At 37.8% G+C, this 16,138-nt stretch carries 16 protein-coding genes and 7 tRNA genes; 22 read left to right on the top strand and 1 reads right to left on the bottom strand.

Annotated features, from left to right (window positions below; translation table 11 throughout):
- Positions 1–5 precede the first annotated feature (5 nt).
- From AMD00_RS22380 to AMD00_RS22400, 5 genes are all read left to right on the top strand, one after another.
- Positions 6–1,376, top strand: a complete 1,371-nt coding sequence (locus AMD00_RS22380) for a UDP-N-acetylmuramoyl-tripeptide--D-alanyl-D-alanine ligase (RefSeq protein ID WP_053419208.1) — start codon at positions 6–8, stop codon at positions 1,374–1,376.
- Positions 1,377–1,468: 92 nt separating this feature from the next.
- Positions 1,469–2,158 (top strand): alpha/beta hydrolase, encoded by a 690-nt coding sequence (locus tag AMD00_RS22385; protein ID WP_053419209.1) that lies wholly within the window; start codon positions 1,469–1,471, stop codon positions 2,156–2,158.
- Between the two features lie 343 nt (positions 2,159–2,501).
- Positions 2,502–4,076, top strand: a complete 1,575-nt coding sequence (locus tag AMD00_RS22390) for a DEAD/DEAH box helicase (protein WP_053419210.1) — start codon at positions 2,502–2,504, stop codon at positions 4,074–4,076.
- Between the two features lie 172 nt (positions 4,077–4,248).
- Positions 4,249–4,728: a PH domain-containing protein gene (locus AMD00_RS22395; protein ID WP_053419211.1), complete on the top strand. Its 480-nt coding sequence runs from the start codon at positions 4,249–4,251 to the stop codon at positions 4,726–4,728.
- The gene (locus AMD00_RS22400) at positions 4,721–6,265 is read left to right on the top strand and encodes a PH domain-containing protein (protein ID WP_053419212.1); all 1,545 of its coding nucleotides are present in this window, start codon (positions 4,721–4,723) and stop codon (positions 6,263–6,265) included. The genes AMD00_RS22395 and AMD00_RS22400 overlap by 8 nt, the downstream gene beginning before the upstream one ends.
- A gap of 69 nt (positions 6,266–6,334) precedes the next feature.
- On the opposite strand, the gene AMD00_RS22405 is transcribed toward AMD00_RS22400, so the two are convergent.
- Positions 6,335–6,949, bottom strand: a complete 615-nt coding sequence (locus AMD00_RS22405) for a rhomboid family intramembrane serine protease (RefSeq protein ID WP_053419213.1) — start codon at positions 6,947–6,949, stop codon at positions 6,335–6,337.
- A gap of 67 nt (positions 6,950–7,016) precedes the next feature.
- Here AMD00_RS22405 and acpS point away from each other — a divergent pair, with 67 nt between their 5' ends.
- The 17 genes from acpS (at position 7,017) to AMD00_RS22490 (ending at position 16,138) form a co-directional block, all read left to right on the top strand.
- Positions 7,017–7,370 carry a holo-ACP synthase gene (acpS, locus tag AMD00_RS22410; RefSeq protein ID WP_053419214.1) on the top strand — a complete coding sequence of 118 codons (354 nt, stop codon included), beginning with the start codon at positions 7,017–7,019 and terminating at the stop codon, positions 7,368–7,370.
- 57 nt (positions 7,371–7,427) lie between these two features.
- Positions 7,428–8,597, top strand: a complete 1,170-nt coding sequence (locus AMD00_RS22415; RefSeq protein WP_245639583.1) for a LolA family protein — start codon at positions 7,428–7,430, stop codon at positions 8,595–8,597.
- A 70-nt stretch (positions 8,598–8,667) separates the two neighbouring features.
- Positions 8,668–9,786, top strand: coding sequence for an alanine racemase (gene alr / locus AMD00_RS22420; RefSeq protein WP_053419215.1), 1,119 nt, complete (start codon positions 8,668–8,670; stop codon positions 9,784–9,786).
- A 178-nt stretch (positions 9,787–9,964) separates the two neighbouring features.
- Entirely contained in the window at positions 9,965–10,246 is a 282-nt protein-coding gene (locus tag AMD00_RS22425; RefSeq protein WP_038185902.1) for a hypothetical protein, read from the top strand.
- Between the two features lie 4 nt (positions 10,247–10,250).
- The gene (locus AMD00_RS22430; RefSeq protein WP_038185900.1) at positions 10,251–10,601 is read left to right on the top strand and encodes a type II toxin-antitoxin system PemK/MazF family toxin; all 351 of its coding nucleotides are present in this window, start codon (positions 10,251–10,253) and stop codon (positions 10,599–10,601) included.
- 191 nt (positions 10,602–10,792) lie between these two features.
- Positions 10,793–11,152 (top strand): STAS domain-containing protein, encoded by a 360-nt coding sequence (locus AMD00_RS22435; protein WP_083446341.1) that lies wholly within the window; start codon positions 10,793–10,795, stop codon positions 11,150–11,152.
- Positions 11,139–11,609 (top strand): anti-sigma B factor RsbW, encoded by a 471-nt coding sequence (gene rsbW, locus AMD00_RS22440; RefSeq protein ID WP_053419217.1) that lies wholly within the window; start codon positions 11,139–11,141, stop codon positions 11,607–11,609. Before AMD00_RS22435 ends, rsbW begins: the two co-directional genes overlap by 14 nt.
- Positions 11,587–12,381, top strand: coding sequence for an RNA polymerase sigma factor SigB (gene sigB, locus AMD00_RS22445; RefSeq protein ID WP_053419218.1), 795 nt, complete (start codon positions 11,587–11,589; stop codon positions 12,379–12,381). Before rsbW ends, sigB begins: the two co-directional genes overlap by 23 nt.
- 304 nt (positions 12,382–12,685) lie before the next feature.
- Positions 12,686–14,848, top strand: a complete 2,163-nt coding sequence (locus tag AMD00_RS22450) for a Tex family protein (RefSeq protein ID WP_053419219.1) — start codon at positions 12,686–12,688, stop codon at positions 14,846–14,848.
- Between the two features lie 65 nt (positions 14,849–14,913).
- On the top strand, positions 14,914–15,369 hold the full coding sequence (locus AMD00_RS22455; protein ID WP_053419220.1) for a SprT family protein: 456 nt from the start codon (positions 14,914–14,916) through the stop codon (positions 15,367–15,369).
- A 102-nt stretch (positions 15,370–15,471) separates the two neighbouring features.
- Positions 15,472–15,546 (top strand) — tRNA-Asn (locus tag AMD00_RS22460).
- A gap of 3 nt (positions 15,547–15,549) precedes the next feature.
- A tRNA-Glu gene (locus AMD00_RS22465) sits at positions 15,550–15,624 on the top strand.
- Between the two features lie 10 nt (positions 15,625–15,634).
- A tRNA-Asp gene (locus tag AMD00_RS22470) sits at positions 15,635–15,711 on the top strand.
- A gap of 9 nt (positions 15,712–15,720) precedes the next feature.
- Positions 15,721–15,795 (top strand) — tRNA-Gln (locus AMD00_RS22475).
- Between the two features lie 19 nt (positions 15,796–15,814).
- Positions 15,815–15,890: transfer RNA gene (locus tag AMD00_RS22480), tRNA-Lys, on the top strand.
- A 59-nt stretch (positions 15,891–15,949) separates the two neighbouring features.
- Positions 15,950–16,036, top strand: a tRNA-Leu gene (locus AMD00_RS22485).
- A 29-nt stretch (positions 16,037–16,065) separates the two neighbouring features.
- Positions 16,066–16,138 (top strand) — tRNA-Arg (locus AMD00_RS22490).

Raw genomic sequence — 16,138 nt, forward strand, 5'->3', positions numbered from 1 at the left:
AGATAATGAGAAAAACATTAAAGCAAATTGCAAAGTGGTTAAATTGTGAACAACAACTAGTAGAAGAGGTTGTTGTAACAGGGATCTCGATAAATACACGTACGTTGCAAGCTGGAGATTTATTTATCCCTTTCCGTGGTGAAAAAACAAATGGTCATCGTTATGTAACGCAAGCATTTGAAAACGGTGCAGTGGCATCATTTTGGCTAAAGGATGAACCGAATCCTCCTGCTGGCCTACCATTACTTTTTGTAGATGATGCAGAAGAGGCACTTCAACAAATGGCATCAGCATATCGACAAGAGCACAGTGCAACATTTATCGGTATTACAGGCTCAAATGGGAAGACTTCAACAAAAGACTTAGTAGCAGGAGTATTATCGCCATACTACAAAGTGCAAAAAACAGAAGGTAACTTTAATAATGATTTAGGTTTACCGTTAACAATTTTATCGCTAGATGAAGATACAGATTTTGCTATTCTCGAGATGGGAATGAGTGGTTTTGGTGAAATTGAATTTTTGACTAAATTAGCTAAACCACATTTCACAGCTATCACGAATATTGGAGAAGCGCATATGCAAGATCTTGGTTCAAGAGCGGGCATTGCAAAAGCGAAGTTTGAAATTGTTCTAGGTTTACAACCAGGTGGTAAGTTGTTCTATGACGGTGACGAGCCGTTGCTTATACCACTTGTTACAGAACAAAAAGATTTGAAAGCCATATCATTTGGACTGAATGGTTCGGCGGATATAACGGCGACTAATATTACGACAACTGAAAACGGTAGTTCATTTACTGTTGAGGGTTTGTTGAATGAGGATTTCTTCATTTCAGTATTAGGTAGTCACCAAGTGAAAAATACATTGGTAGCTATTTTGATTGCGCGTGAAGTAGGGCTATCAGCCGAACAGATTCGCGAAGCTTTAAAAGAGGTTTCATTAACAAACATGCGCATGCAATTAGTAAATGGAGCGCAAGACATCTTATTTATTAATGACGCTTACAACGCAGCACCAACTTCTATGAAGGCAGCATTACAGTTTTTACAAACGACAGAAATGCGTTCAGATAAATGGGTAGTACTTGGTGATATGTTAGAACTAGGTGAGCTTGAGCAACAGTACCATGAGGAGATTGCGGAGGTAATTGATGGTAAGAGCATCCATAAAGTATGCTTATTTGGACCGCGTATGAAGTGGTTATACGATAAGTTGGAAAATAATCTACCAGCGGATCATCTATTATGGACTGCAGAAGATTATGAAACAATCATTCAACACCTTCGCACCAATGCAGGTCCAAATTCTATTGTCTTATTAAAAGGTTCACGTGGTATGGAGCTTGAAAATATATTGAATGCGTTTAAAGAATAATTTTTTAGTAAAAGCATCTAAAAAGGTTAAGTTCCTTTTAGATGCTTTTTTCTTATAAAATATTGGGTACACTATTGGCGGAGGGTGACGTGATGACAACAGGCGTACTTTGTATTCATGGTTTTACAGGTGGACCTCAAGAATTAAAGCCGTTTGTGGATTTTTTACAGCAGAATACGGATTGGCTTGTTCTGGTGCCGACTCTTTCAGGACATGGTGAAGAATTGCATTTGGATAACTATAAAGCTGAACATTGGCTAATGGATGCTGAACTTGCTTATAAAAAGTTAGCTAAAGAAGTAGATGTAGTCATTGTAGTAGGTTTTTCAATGGGTGGACTTATAGCCCTTTATTTAGCATTACGTTATGAAGTGGAGAAGTTAGTATTACTAAGTGCTGCAGCAAAGTATATTAGCGTCCGTCAATTGCTAAAAGATATCAAAGAATTGACTAACGATTTGTTTCATGGGGAGCTAGAGCAAAATGAGTTATACCATCGCTATGACAATAAAATTAGCAATGTTCCGATGTCATCGACGTTAGAATTCCTTCGCCTAGTGCGAAAAGTAGAACCTTATTATGAAAAAATCACAGTCCCCATTTGTATAGTACAAGGGGAAGTAGATGGAATAGTGCCAGCAATTACCGCACAATTTTTATATGACCGATTAGGGTCTACGAAAAAGCAATTAATACTTTCACCCAATGGCAAGCATCATATTTGCTTTAGCGATGATAGGGATGAATGGTTTCAATCTGTACTGAACTTTTTGTTAGAGTGAAAAAAACAGATAATTTTGACTGATGGATATTGATTGCATAGTGTGGTTACTCGTGTTAAACTATTGAAAGCAATGGATACATTTTGTGTGAAGACTCTCCGAGATGATGGAGAGTGCTTTTTTTTGAACATTACGGTTTATTCTTTTTTGGGTTAGAATTCCCCGAGAATTGAACCGCTCGGCAAAGACCGGGCTTTACTTTATATATATAAAATTCCTCTGGAACTTAAACAGAGATATATTAAGAGACGGAAACGTTCCTCTCACAAGGCTCGATTTGCCCTATTTTCATCTGAAAATGTAACCATTTGTCAAATGCATGAGCAAAAAGGAGAATGAAACTTTGACAAATTTTTCAGAATTAAACGTTAGCGCTTCTATCCAAAAATCCCTATCACGTATGGGCTTTGAAGAAGCAACCCCAATCCAAGAAGGTACAATTTCATTTGCGAAAGAAGGACGCGACATTATCGGCCAGGCACAAACTGGTACTGGTAAAACTGCAGCGTTTGGTATTCCGCTTATCGAGAAAATTGATATCAATAATCCTGCAATCCAAGGCTTAATTATTGCCCCAACTCGCGAATTAGCAATCCAAGTTTCTGAAGAACTTCATAAAATTGGTTATGATACACGTGCACGAATTTTATCAGTATATGGTGGACAGGATATTGGTCGCCAAATCCGTGCTCTTAAAAATAAACCACAAATTATTGTTGGTACTCCTGGTCGTATTCTTGACCATATCAACCGTCGTACATTGAAATTAGATAACGTTCAAACACTTGTGTTAGACGAAGCTGATGAAATGTTAAACATGGGATTCATTGAAGATATCAATACAATTTTAGAAAACGTTCCAGCTGAACGCCAAACATTACTGTTCTCAGCTACTATGCCTGGACCGATTCGTAAAATTGCTGAGAAATTCATGAAAGACCCTGAAGTGGTTAAAATTAAATCTAAAGAAATGACAGTAGAAAACATTGAGCAATTTTTCGTTAAGTCTCAAGAACGCGAAAAATTCGATATCCTTTCTCGTCTTTTAAATGTTCACCAACCAGAATTAGCGATTGTATTTGGTCGTACTAAACGTCGTGTTGATGAATTAGCACACGCTTTAAGCATTCGCGGCTACCTTGCTGAAGGTATTCATGGTGATTTAAGCCAAGCGAAACGTATTTCAGTATTACGTCAATTCAAAGAAAATAAAATTGATGTATTAGTTGCAACAGACGTAGCGGCTCGTGGCCTTGATATTTCAGGTGTAACTCACGTTTATAACTTCGATATTCCACAAGACCCAGAATCTTACGTTCACCGTATTGGACGTACAGGTCGTGCTGGTAAATCAGGTAAGGCGATTACATTTGTAACTCCACGTGAAATGGGTTACCTACGTATCGTTGAAGAAACAACTAAAAAACGTATGACAGCTCTTCAACCACCAACAGCGGATGAAGCTTTAGTTGGCCAACAAGCTCTTGCAGTAGAACAATTAACTGAACTAGTTGAGAAAAATCACTTAAGTGATTACCGTTCAATGGCAGAAGACTTATTAGCTAAACACGAAGCTGTTGACTTAGTAGCAGCAGCTATTAAATCAATGACTAAAGAGCCTGATGATACACCAATCAAAATCACTGAAGAACGCCCATTACCACAACGTGGCGGACGTTCAGGTGGTGGCGGTAGTCGTGGCGGTCGCTCAAACGGCGGCGGTGGCGGTTACCGTGGCGGTCGCTCAAGTGGCGGCAACAGTCGTGGTGGAGAACGCGGTGGACGTGGCGGAGAACGCGGTGGAAGCCGTGGAGAACGTGGCGGAGATCGCGGTCGTCGTGAAGGTGGCGGTCGTCGTGAAGGCGGAGCTAGCCAAGGTGGACGCACTCGTGCACCACGCAAACGTAGCGAAGACTAAAATTCACTTATTAAAGCTATCCCATTTCGGTGGGATAGCTTTTTTGTTTTCTCTATATTGACGTAGAAATAACTATTGGACAGTTTACCTGCCTCTCTGTAGACTGAAAATAAATGAAACATTTCTTACTATTCAAACGTAAAAGAGTTATAAGAGAAGAGAGGTGGACAAAGTGAGTGTAGAACCAAAATATCAAATATCAAGAAAAGGCCTAACCGTATGGCGTGTTTACGGTATCATTCAATCACTAATTGTTTTGTTAATAGTCGTAGGCGTTGGAGCGTTAACGTGGTTTTTTGAATGGTATTGGTGGATATACATAATTTGCGCAGTAGTGCCGTTTGTTTTTGCATTTTTATTTATTTATCTATTTCCTAAAATACGATGGGATCATTGGCGTTACGAAGTACGTGAACAAGAAATTGAAGTTCAACATGGGTTATTTATTGTTGTTAGGACATTAGTGCCAATGGTACGTGTACAACATGTTGATACTTCGCAAGGTCCAATTTTAAAGCGTTATGGATTAGCTGAAATGACAATCTCTACAGCAGCAACGACGCATACAATTCCGGCACTCGTTATGGCTGAGGCAGATGATTTACGAGCGCGTATATCTGAGTTAGCAAGGGTGGCGGAAGACGATGTCTGATGAAAAATTTAAATTACACCCAATATCAGCTGTTATAAATTTCATCACAGGTTTAAAGGATTTAATATTACCGTTCGTCATTATTTTTGTTAGTAATGGTTTTAAGTTGAATTTAAATCCGCATGATGAAGAGTTTTGGGCAGATCTCGTACCGTTAGCGATTGTTGGGCTCTTATTAATATTAAATTTAATTAGTGGAATTGTGAAATGGCGACGCTTTGTTTACTGGTTTGAAGATGGTGAACTGAGAGTAGAGTATGGGCTCTTCGTGAAAAAGAAACGTTATATCCCATTTGAACGGATTCAAAGCTTGAATTATCAAGAGGGAATTTTTCATCGACCATTTGGGCTTGTTAAAGTCAGTGTAGAAACAGCTGGTAGTAATGATGGGAAAGCAGAAGCGGAATTGACTGCTATTACGCGAACTGCTGCGGATATGATTGAGATTGAGATGAAACGGACAAAGAGGGAAAAACGACAAGTATCTACCCTAAACGAATCAGTAGATGAAATTGGTCATGACTATATGTCAGAAGCTGATGTCCAGCTAATCGCAAATCAACAAAAACAATATATTGAAGAGAATATTCAAAGAGATGTTATCTTCAACATGTCTATAAAGGACTTACTTGTTTTAGCAACTACATCAGGCGGTGTTGGTGTGGTATTTTCAGGGTTGGCAGCTATTGCATCGCAGTTTGGAAATATTATTCCGTATGATTATTTGTATGGGGAGTTTCAAGCATTTATTAAAGTGGGTGTATTATTAATAGCACTAGTGGTATTTTTTGTGCTACTTGTTGCTTGGGCATTGTCTGTCGTTTTAACTTTATTGAGTAATTATGGGTTCGTTGTTGAACGTGAAAATGACAAGCTTATTATTACGCGGGGGTTATTAGAGAAAAAGCGTATAACTATTCCAATTAATCGAATTCAAGGTATTAAAATTGTAGAAAATCCACTGCGTCAAATGTTTGGCTATGCAACCGTTGTTGTAGAAAGTGCTGGAGGTGCAGTGCTTGATAAAGATAAGAAAATTATTCTTATGCCACTTGTGAAAAGGGGCCAAGCAATAGCTCCATTACAACAATTGTTCCCAGAAATCAATTGGTTACCAATGTTAAAACGCTCTCCTAAAAAAGGTCGTCCATTTTACTACCGCATAGATTTTTTATGGATGCTACCATTAATAGCGTTAATAAGTTACTTCTTTTTCCCTTATGGATTATTGTCACTAATCATTATTCCGTTAGCTATGTTACTTGGTATGTGGCAGCATAAGACTGCAGGCTATTCTGTAGAAGGGCATCAACTAACAATTAGTTATCGTTCATTTAGTAGGACAACAATCTTCATGGAGAAAAAACGTATTCAGCAGATGAGTTTGCGTCAAACATACTTCCAAAGAAAAAAAGGTGTTGCTTCAATTGGAACGACGATTATGTCAGGTTCAATGGGATCATCCGCTGTGATTGCTCATTTTGAAAAAAATGATATGGAAAAAATAATGGCTTGGTATAAACCGAATACGAAATAGGTTCATGATGAACAGCAGTTTTATGGGCCATAAGAAAAAGCTGTTGAGTAAGAAACTCAACAGCTTTTCTTATTTTTTCTTTTTAATCCGCCAATTTAAAATTCTGCGTGGATGGAAGTCGATTAGACCGATAACGAAACCAGTTAGCAAACCAACAAGGTGCGCAGTTGCATTAACATTGGATTGTAGGAATGTCATTATAATACTAACAATGATAATAGGCATGATTGTTTGCTTTAATTGTGGCATGGTATTTCTCGTATAATAGACTAGTGCAGCAAATGCACCGAAAATACCGAATATAGCACCACTAGCTCCAACGCTGATGTAATTTGGTGGTTGCATTAAATAGGTTGCTACATTACCTAAAAGTCCTGCGAAAAAATAGATGGTGAAGAATCTCATCTTCCCTGCGATTTTTTCGAGTTCAGGACCAAATAAATAAAGCCAGAACATATTAAATAGCAAGTGTAGAAAACCTGCATGAAGGAAGATTGGAGTCACTAGTCGCCAATATTCCCCGTCGGCAATTAAAAAGTTTGCACCGGCACCTAAGTTGAATACGTTATCACCAACGATAGGTATAAGACCCACTGCATAGACTAAAATATTCAGTGCAATTATTAATGAAACGACAGGGTAGTATTTTATGTACTGTGAAAAATTTTCTCTACGATTAAACATCTATTCACCTCAATTTTGTATAATTATTATACATTGTTTTAGCTAATGAAAGAAAGGAGAACCTTATATGATAAAAGGAATCGGATTAGATATCGTCGAAATTAAACGTGTCAAACGATCCAATGATCTCAGTGAAAAATTTAGACAACGTATTTTAACAAATAAGGAACTCGCTATTTTTGATACATTAAAAGCACGCCGCCAAATGGAATTCTTAGCTGGGAGATTCTCTGCTAAAGAAGCTTATTCAAAAGCAAATGGAACGGGTATTGGTAAGAGTTGTGGGTTTCTAGACATCGAAGTCTTGCCTAATCAGTTGGGTCAACCGACTCTTTATTTTAAAGGGAAAAGTGTAGATGGTTATGTTAGTATAACCCATTCAAAAGAATATGCTGCAGCTCAAGTAATCCTTCTAGCATAAACGCTTAGCTTGTTTCATAAGATATCTTAACGGATAGAATTGAGAAGGGATGGGAAATTGCGAAAACGTTTTATAGTGGTTGCGTTAATTATGATTGTATCACTGGTTTTGGGGGCTTGTGGTTCAAATTCAAAGGAAGCAGTTTTGAAAAAAACGAGTAATAAATGGACAGAAACAAAGGGGTATGATTTGACTGCTCAGATGGAGATTAAATCAGGTGCAGAACCCCGTACTTATGATGTCAATGTATGGCATACAAAACCTGATTTTTATCGTGTAGCCGTTGCACAACAAGGTGAAAAAGATTCGCAAATGATTATTCGCAATGAAGATGGTGTATTTGTTGTAACACCTTCTATGAAAAAAACGTATAAATTCCAAAGTGATTGGCCGAAGCAAAATAGTCAGGCTTACTTAATCGGTGCACTTGCTGAAGATTTAAAAGCTGACGAGAATGCGAAGATGACAGAATCAGACAAGTCTTATGTCTTTGAAGTCAAGACACGTAATAATCATTCAAAGATGTTACCTTATCAGCAAATTTTCATTGATAAAAAGACATTACTTCCAACTAAAGTTTCGGTGTTAAATGAAGCTAAGGAAGAACAAATTGTTATTACATTTAAGAAAATCTCGCTTGGAACGTCAAGAAAAGGTACAGACTATGCAGTAGAAGATTTCTCTAAAAAAGGCGCGAATGATAAAGGGACAACTGATGAAACAGCAACGAAAGAAAATGCAACTGATGAAAAAGCTGAAGGAACCACAACTGAAAAAGAAAATGCTAAAGATGACTCTGGAAAAACATCAGAGAATGCAACTGGAGAAGAAAAAGAGGGGACTAAAAGTGTAACAGGTGATGCACAAGCAGGAGCTGAAATTGAAAATCCTGAATTCCAAACGCATTACCCAGTCCTTAAATGGGATAATGTCAAAATGACTGATGAAAAAACGGTTGCAAGTGCAGATGGTGAAAGAAGAATTTTGACTTTCGAGGGTGACAAGCCATTCACGGTAATTGAACAAGCTGCTAATACAAATCCACTCTCTGTTCCTGTATTTGCACCAGGAGATCCTGCTGATTTAGGATTTACTATTGGAGCAATTACAGATAATTCGATTAGCTGGGAGAAAAATGGGGTATCTTTCTTTATAGCGACAAATTCTTTAACTCGTGAAGAGATGGTAGAAGTTGCATCATCTATGGTAAATGGCGAAGTAAAATGATGAAACATTTGACCTAACCTTTTTCAGGGCGGATAATAGAAAAAAATCCATTTTAAAAGAGGGATCATCTATGTATCAGCATCAAAATTTCCGCCCTACTAAGGCAATCATTGAATTAGAAAATATTCAATATAACATCAAACAACTGCGTGAACACTTGCATCCCGCAACAGAGATTATTGCAGTTGTTAAAGCGAATGCATACGGTCATGGTGATTTACAGGTAGCAAATGCAGCGTTACAGGCGGGAGCTTCAATGCTAGCTGTAGCAACTCCTGAGGAAGCACTTCATCTAAGAGAGTTTATAAAAGAAGCTCCAATATTAATTTTAGGAGCAACACCGGTATATTTTGCAACTTTTGCTGCACAATACGATATATCTCTAACTGTATTTTCGTTAGATTGGGTAAATGAAGTTGCTAAACAAGCAGTGAACTTTAAAAAACCTTTGAAGCTACATATTAAAATTGATAGTGGTATGGGGCGTATCGGCGTTAGAAAAAAAACTGAGCTAACAGCATTATATAATGCCATCGATGCGAACGAGCACTTTTTAATCGATGGCATTTTCACTCATTTTGCAACAGCAGATGAAGAAGATTCTACTCAATACAACGAACAATTAGCCACGTTCGTATCATTTGTTGAGAGTTTACCTAAGAAGCCGCGTCTTGTACATGCTGCCAATACAGCTGCGACACTAAATAAAGAAGATGTACAATTCGATGCAGTAAGATTCGGTATTTCTATGTATGGACTAGCACCATCACCATATGTGGATAAGCATCTACCATTTTCTTTAAAACCTGCTTTGTCACTTGAAAGTGAACTTGTTCATGTGAAGAAAATTGAACAAGGTGATAAAGTGAGTTATGGTGGCAACTATGTAGCAACTAAAGAAGAGTGGATTGGTACAATGCCGATTGGCTATGCGGATGGTCTATTACGAGGACTCGCTGGTCAAGAAGTATTAATACAAGGGAATCGCGTTCCGATTATTGGACGTATATGCATGGATCAATGTATGATCAAGCTACCATATGAAATGTCGGTTGGAGAAAAAGTTATATTAATTGGTCAACAACAACAACAGGAAATTCAGATGAAAGAATGGTCAGATAGACTTCAGACAATTGTATATGAAATACCGTGTATGTTAACATCAAGAATTCCAAGAATTTACAAATGATTTCAACTACTTTAAGTCTTTAATAACAATGATTGCAGCCGACAAATAAAAACATTTCCACCCACAATGTCAAATTCTTACCTTTCTTGTCTATTCAACAATTAATTTCAATGTTAAGATAGGGGTAAGTTGAAAGTTGAATTGAAAAAGATGGAATGTTTTGTCGGAGGTGCTGGCCGTGAATAAGAAGAGGATAAGTGAAGTTATCTTAGAGCTACCTAAGCATAAGATGGCTGAGAATATTGAACAAGCTTATAGACAAATTACGACAGAATGCGATGAATTCGTTTATACACCAACAAAGAGATACAAAAGAGAATACAAACAAAATCAAATACGAGAAGCAATGGTTAAAGGTTATATAGAGATGTCACAAATTAACTTATCCATATGTAGTGAATGTCTACATTTAGAGTATGAAGCAGAACATATGGTGGAGCGTCTCGTAAGCGGAGGATGAAAACTTGATCGTAAAACGTGGTGACGTTTTTTTTGCTGATTTATCACCAGTTATCGGGTCTGAACAAGGTGGTACAAGACCCGTTCTGGTTATTCAAAATGACATAGGAAATCGTTTCAGCCCAACAGTAATTATTGCGGCCATTACTGCGCAAATTCAAAAGGCAAAACTACCAACTCATGTCGAAATAGATGCGAAGCAGTATGGTTTCGAAAGAGATTCAGTCATCTTACTTGAACAATTGCGTACAATAGATAAATCACGATTGACTGATAAAATAACACAACTTGATGATCCTTTAATGGAAAAAGTAGAAGAAGCATTAGAAATTAGCTTAGGACTTTTGAAATTTTAACGGTATACATAAATGTTAAGCACTGAAGTGAATCTCACTTTGGTGCTTTTTTATTTGGTGTTGTCATTGTTATTCTAATGAGAGAATGAATGACGACTGCATTTAATACAAGAATTTTTTAAAAAAATTAATGAAAAGGTTTAAGGTTATCATAATAGGGTAATATATGAGTAATTGAACTAGATTAGTAGATGGAAGGAGATTTTAATGTGGATATCAAACTAGAAACTGTAAATGCACAAAAAAGTATAGCTTATGTCAATGGTGAAATAGATGCTTTCACTGCACCTAAGCTTCGTGAGCAACTAAATAATATTAAATTAACTGAGAGTATCCAGATTGAATTAGACTTTCATGATGTAGTATATATGGATAGTACAGGATTAGGTGTCATCGTGGCTTTTTATAAAAACGTAATCAGCGCTGGTGGAGATGTGAAATTAATAGGGTTATCACCACGGTTATATCGCTTATTTAATATAACTGGACTAAGTGACATTATGAATATTGAAGAAGAGGGGAAGGCGACTACTAACCATGAAGGAATTTGATTACTTTGAAATGAGAATACCAGCAAAGCCTCAATATGTAGGGGTTGTACGATTGACCATTTCAGGTTTAGCGAATCGAATTGGCTTTTCTTATGATGATATTGAAGATTTGAAAATTGCTTCAAGTGAAGCGATTACTAATGCTATTCAACACGCTTATGAAGAAGATGATGACGGTGAAGTCGTAGTAGGTTGTGCGTTATATAAAGAAAAAATTGAAATCATGGTAGCGGATTATGGTTATAGCTTTGATTTTAAGGAAGTGAAAAAAAGGGTTGGTCCTTATCATGAAGAAGAAGATGTTCAATTTATTCGAGAAGGTGGCCTAGGTCTTTATTTAATTGAAACTCTAATGGATGAGGTAAAAGTGCTTAACGACAATGGCGTTACTGTTTTAATGACAAAATATGTCGCTAGAGAGCAGGTGACTGACAATGTGGAAAAAATCACCCTCTAAATCAGCCTCGAAAGAGCAAGTTATAGAATGGATTAATAGATATCAAGAAAATGAAGATAATGAAGCGCAAACCAATTTAGTATTACAATATAAATACTTAGTTGAGTCGCTTGCAAGAAAGTATTCAAAAGGTGGTTCTTACCACGATGATATTGTCCAAGTAGGTATGCTTGGGTTACTTGGTGCTATTAGAAGATTTGATGTGTCTTTTGGTCGTAACTTTGAAGCTTTTGCAGTCCCTACAATTATTGGTGAGATAAAGCGTTTTTTACGTGATAAATCTTGGGATGTCCATGTGCCAAGGCGTATTAAAGAGCTTGGACCACGTATAAAGTCCGCGGTAGAACAACTGACAATAGAATTCCAGCGTTCTCCGCATGTAAATGAGATTGCAGAGTACTTGGGAGTCGAAGAAGAAGAAGTATTAGAAGCCATGGAAATGGGGCAGAGTTATCAAGCGTTATCGATGGATTATACATTGGAATCTGATTCAGATGGTAGTTCTATGACCCTCTTCGATATTGTTGGCGATGAAGATAAGGGCTATGAAACAACAAATCGCCGGATGATCGTGGCCGAAGCTATGACAGTTTTAACGGAAAAAGAAAAACGTATTATACAGCTTACATATTTGGATCAATTAAGCCAGAAAGAAGCAGGAGAAAGTCTGGGGATTTCACAAATGCATGTTTCTAGGCTACAAAGAAAAGCGATTAAAAAGCTACAAGAAGCCGTTGGTGCCACCAGTAGTAACCAGGGGGATTTAGTTTAATTAGATTAGTGGTTTTATGATCGTTATATATGCGGGTTTATGTAATATAAGAATTTCTATCTATGCCATACTCAAAGTGATAATATGGAGCGGCATTGGAAGACTGGACACCTTATTAAAGCGGTAATGGTTGGCGAGAGTCAAAATAACAATAGAAACTTTGATGTTAGGAGTCTGCTCTTTTGAGTAGGCTTTTTATTTGTTGTAAGATAATTCAATTTAAGTTGATGCAAAGCTACCTGATAAAGGTTTTTGAACTTACCGATATGATAAGATAAATAGCATAGAGAAAGGTTGTGACTGTATGGACAACAAAAAAATGCAGCAATTAATTTCGAAAGAACTTAGCATCCGACCAAAACAAGTAGAATCAGTTATCGAATTGTTAGAAGGCTCAAATACGGTGCCGTTTATAGCGCGTTATCGTAAAGAAGCAACTGGTTCACTAGATGAAGTCCAAATTAAAGCAATCGAAGACCGTTATCATTATTTACAACAACTACAACAACGAAAAGAAGAAGTGCTTCGTCTTATCGATGAACAAGGTAAACTAACTGAAGAACTTAAAAAAGATATAGAGGCGGCAACCATTTTAAAACGAGTTGAAGACTTATATCGTCCGTATAAACAAAAACGTAGAACAAAAGCGACAATTGCTAAAGAAAAAGGGTTAGAGCCTTTAGCGGATGAATTAATGAAATTTGCAGCAACTTCACTAGCTGATTTAGCTGCACCGTATATTAATGAGAATGTTGAGTCGATTGAGGAAGCGTTGCAAGGTGCTAGCGATATTTTAGCAGAGCGCTTTGCAGATGATGCTGCTATTCGTGAAAAAATTCGTAAGCTATCATGGCAAAATGGTAAGGTTCTTTCAGCGGTGAAAGATCAAAGTTTAGACGAAAAGTCAGTTTATGAAATGTACTATGAATATGAAGAACCGATTAATAAAATTGTTCCTCACCGTACATTAGCTATTAATCGCGGCGAAAAAGAAGATATTTTGAAAATTAATATAGCTGTACCAGTTGAGCGCGTTCATCAATTGATGTGTACAGAGTGGATCCCGCGCACATCCTCACCAGCAGCTAAACAAGTTGAATTAGCCATTGAAGATGCTTACAAACGATTAATTCAACCTTCAATTGAAAGAGAATTGCGTGGAGAGTTGACGGAGAAGGCGGAAGCTCAAGCGATTCATATTTTCTCTGAGAATTTACGTAATCTACTATTACAACCGCCATTAAAAGATCGCTTTGTATTGGGGCTAGACCCAGCATATCGAACGGGTTGTAAATTGGCTGTAGTGGATGATACGGGTAAAATGCTTGAAATCTCTGTTATCTATCCGCATCCGCCAAAAGCAGATCCTATACAATCCAAAAAGGTATTCAAGGACATTTTACAAAGGTACCCAATATCTATTATCGCAATTGGTAATGGAACAGCTTCCCGCGAGTCAGAGCAGTTTGTAGCGGAATGTTTGAAAGAGTTAAATAGTGAAACAGCTTATGTTATCGTCAATGAGGCTGGAGCAAGTGTGTATTCTGCTTCAGAAGTAGCGCGTGAAGAGTTCCCTGATTTACAGGTTGAACAACGCAGTGCCGTCTCTATTGCGAGAAGATTACAAGATCCACTTGCTGAGCTAGTGAAAATTGAACCGAAAGCAGTAGGTGTGGGTCAATACCAGCATGACGTATCTCAGAAGAAGCTTGCAGACTCTTTAACGTTCATTGTTGAAACAGCTGTTAACCAAGTTGGTGTAGATGTTAATACTGCTTCATCTTCGCTTTTACAATATGTATCAGGGTTATCAAAAACAGTTGCAGAAAACATTGTTAAAGTCCGAGGAGAAAATGGGAAATTTACAGCTCGTACACAGTTGAAGAAAATTCCGCGCTTGGGAGCTAAAACGTATGAACAAGCAATTGGTTTCTTGAGAATTTCTGAAGCGAAAAACCCGTTAGATGCAACGGGTATTCACCCAGAAAGTTATGATCTTGCAAACAAACTACTCGAAGTTGCTTCTATTATGAAGGAACAGCTAGGTTCAATGGAGGCTGAACAAGCGCTAGCTAACTTAGATATTTCAACTTTAAGCTCACAGTGGGATGTAGGAGAAGTAACATTAAAAGATATCATTGATACATTGATGAAACCATCACGTGATCCACGCGATGCATTCCCGCAACCATTATTGAAGAAAGATATTTTGAAAATGGAAGATTTGCAACCGGGAATGGAGATGCAAGGGACAGTACGTAACGTAGTGGATTTCGGTGCTTTTGTTGATATCGGTGTTAAACAAGATGGTCTTGTCCATATTTCTAAATTGAAAAATGGTTTTGTAAAACATCCTTTAGATGTAGTGGCTCTTGGTGACATCGTAACAGTATGGGTAGAAAAGATTGAAAAGGATAAAGGGAGAATTGCATTAACGATGCTTCCCCCAGCAAAACAAATCGATTAAAATAGCAGAAGAATAAACCTCGCATTAAAGTGAGGTTTATTTTATAGAAGAAAGGGCAGGATAATATGACCGATGAAGAACTACAAAATCTTGTAATAGAAATCTCCATAAACGTATTCCATAAGCCTTTTAGACATCAAGCCTATTTTAATAAGCGATTACGTTCTACTGGAGGTAGATACTTATTACAATCACATAATATAGAGATTAACCCGAAATCATTTGAAAAGTTCGGTATTCAGGAAGTAGAAGGAATTATTCGTCATGAGCTATGTCATTATCATCTTCATATAGAAGGAAAGGGATATAAACATCGTGATGCAGATTTTCGCTTTCTCTTAAAGAACACTAATGCTCCTAGATACTGCTCTAATTTAACAGAGATAAAGGGAAGAAACTCTAATAAAAGTTATACTTATATATGTATAAAATGCGGTACAAACTATGTTAGGAAAAAAAGAATGAACCCCGCTAAATACCGTTGTAGCAAGTGTTCAGGGCACATCGAACAAATTAGTTGAAAGTTTTTTTAGAAAAACGCTTGACCTTTTCTGAATACCTGTCTATAATAATAAAAGTCGACAAGGTGATGACGACAAAATACAACAAAATGCAACATGTTTTCCGAAGTAGCTCAGTGGTAGAGCATCCGGCTGTTAACCGGACGGTCGTAGGTTCGAGTCCTACCTTCGGAGCCATATGGCCCCTTGGTCAAGCGGTTAAGACACCGCCCTTTCACGGCGGTAACACGGGTTCGAATCCCGTAGGGGTCACCAAATTTTATATGGTCCGGTAGTTCAGTTGGTTAGAATGCCTGCCTGTCACGCAGGAGGTCGCGGGTTCGAGTCCCGTCCGGACCGCCATTTACTTTTTGGGGTATAGCCAAGCGGTAAGGCAACGGATTTTGATTCCGTCATGCCCTGGTTCGAATCCAGGTACCCCAGCCATCTTCATTCTTTTAGCTACGAGTCATTAGCTCAGTTGGTAGAGCATCTGACTTTTAATCAGAGGGTCGCAGGTTCGAATCCTGCATGACTCACCATTTTAACTTGACATTATGTTTTAAGGTGATATAATATAACCTACATGTTAAATTAAAATGCGGCCGTGGCGGAATGGCAGACGCGCTAGGTTGAGGGCCTAGTCGAGGTTTACTCGGTGGAGGTTCAAGTCCTCTCGACCGCACCAAAACACTTACGATATATAACATACGATATGCGCCCGTAGCTCAATTGGATAGAGCGTCTGACTACGGATCAGAAGGTTGTGGATTCGACTTCTGCCGGGCGC

Source organism: Viridibacillus arvi (genome assembly GCF_001274945.1).
In the GTDB taxonomy this organism is placed as follows: domain Bacteria; phylum Bacillota; class Bacilli; order Bacillales_A; family Planococcaceae; genus Viridibacillus; species Viridibacillus arvi.

Excerpts from the sequence above, each read along its gene's own strand:
- rsbW (WP_053419217.1), top strand. The coding sequence starts at position 11,139 with ATGAAGGAATTTGATTACTTTGAAATGAGAATACCAGCAAAGCCTCAA.
- AMD00_RS22435 (WP_083446341.1), top strand. The coding sequence starts at position 10,793 with ATGGAAGGAGATTTTAATGTGGATATCAAACTAGAAACTGTAAATGCA.
- AMD00_RS22450 (WP_053419219.1), top strand. The coding sequence starts at position 12,686 with ATGGACAACAAAAAAATGCAGCAATTAATTTCGAAAGAACTTAGCATC.
- AMD00_RS22380 (WP_053419208.1), top strand. The coding sequence starts at position 6 with ATGAGAAAAACATTAAAGCAAATTGCAAAGTGGTTAAATTGTGAACAA.
- alr (WP_053419215.1), top strand. The coding sequence starts at position 8,668 with ATGTATCAGCATCAAAATTTCCGCCCTACTAAGGCAATCATTGAATTA.
- acpS (WP_053419214.1), top strand. The coding sequence starts at position 7,017 with ATGATAAAAGGAATCGGATTAGATATCGTCGAAATTAAACGTGTCAAA.
- sigB (WP_053419218.1), top strand. The coding sequence starts at position 11,587 with ATGTGGAAAAAATCACCCTCTAAATCAGCCTCGAAAGAGCAAGTTATA.
- AMD00_RS22405 (WP_053419213.1), bottom strand. The coding sequence starts at position 6,949 with ATGTTTAATCGTAGAGAAAATTTTTCACAGTACATAAAATACTACCCT.
- AMD00_RS22400 (WP_053419212.1), top strand. The coding sequence starts at position 4,721 with ATGTCTGATGAAAAATTTAAATTACACCCAATATCAGCTGTTATAAAT.
- AMD00_RS22455 (WP_053419220.1), top strand. The coding sequence starts at position 14,914 with ATGACCGATGAAGAACTACAAAATCTTGTAATAGAAATCTCCATAAAC.
- AMD00_RS22385 (WP_053419209.1), top strand. The coding sequence starts at position 1,469 with ATGACAACAGGCGTACTTTGTATTCATGGTTTTACAGGTGGACCTCAA.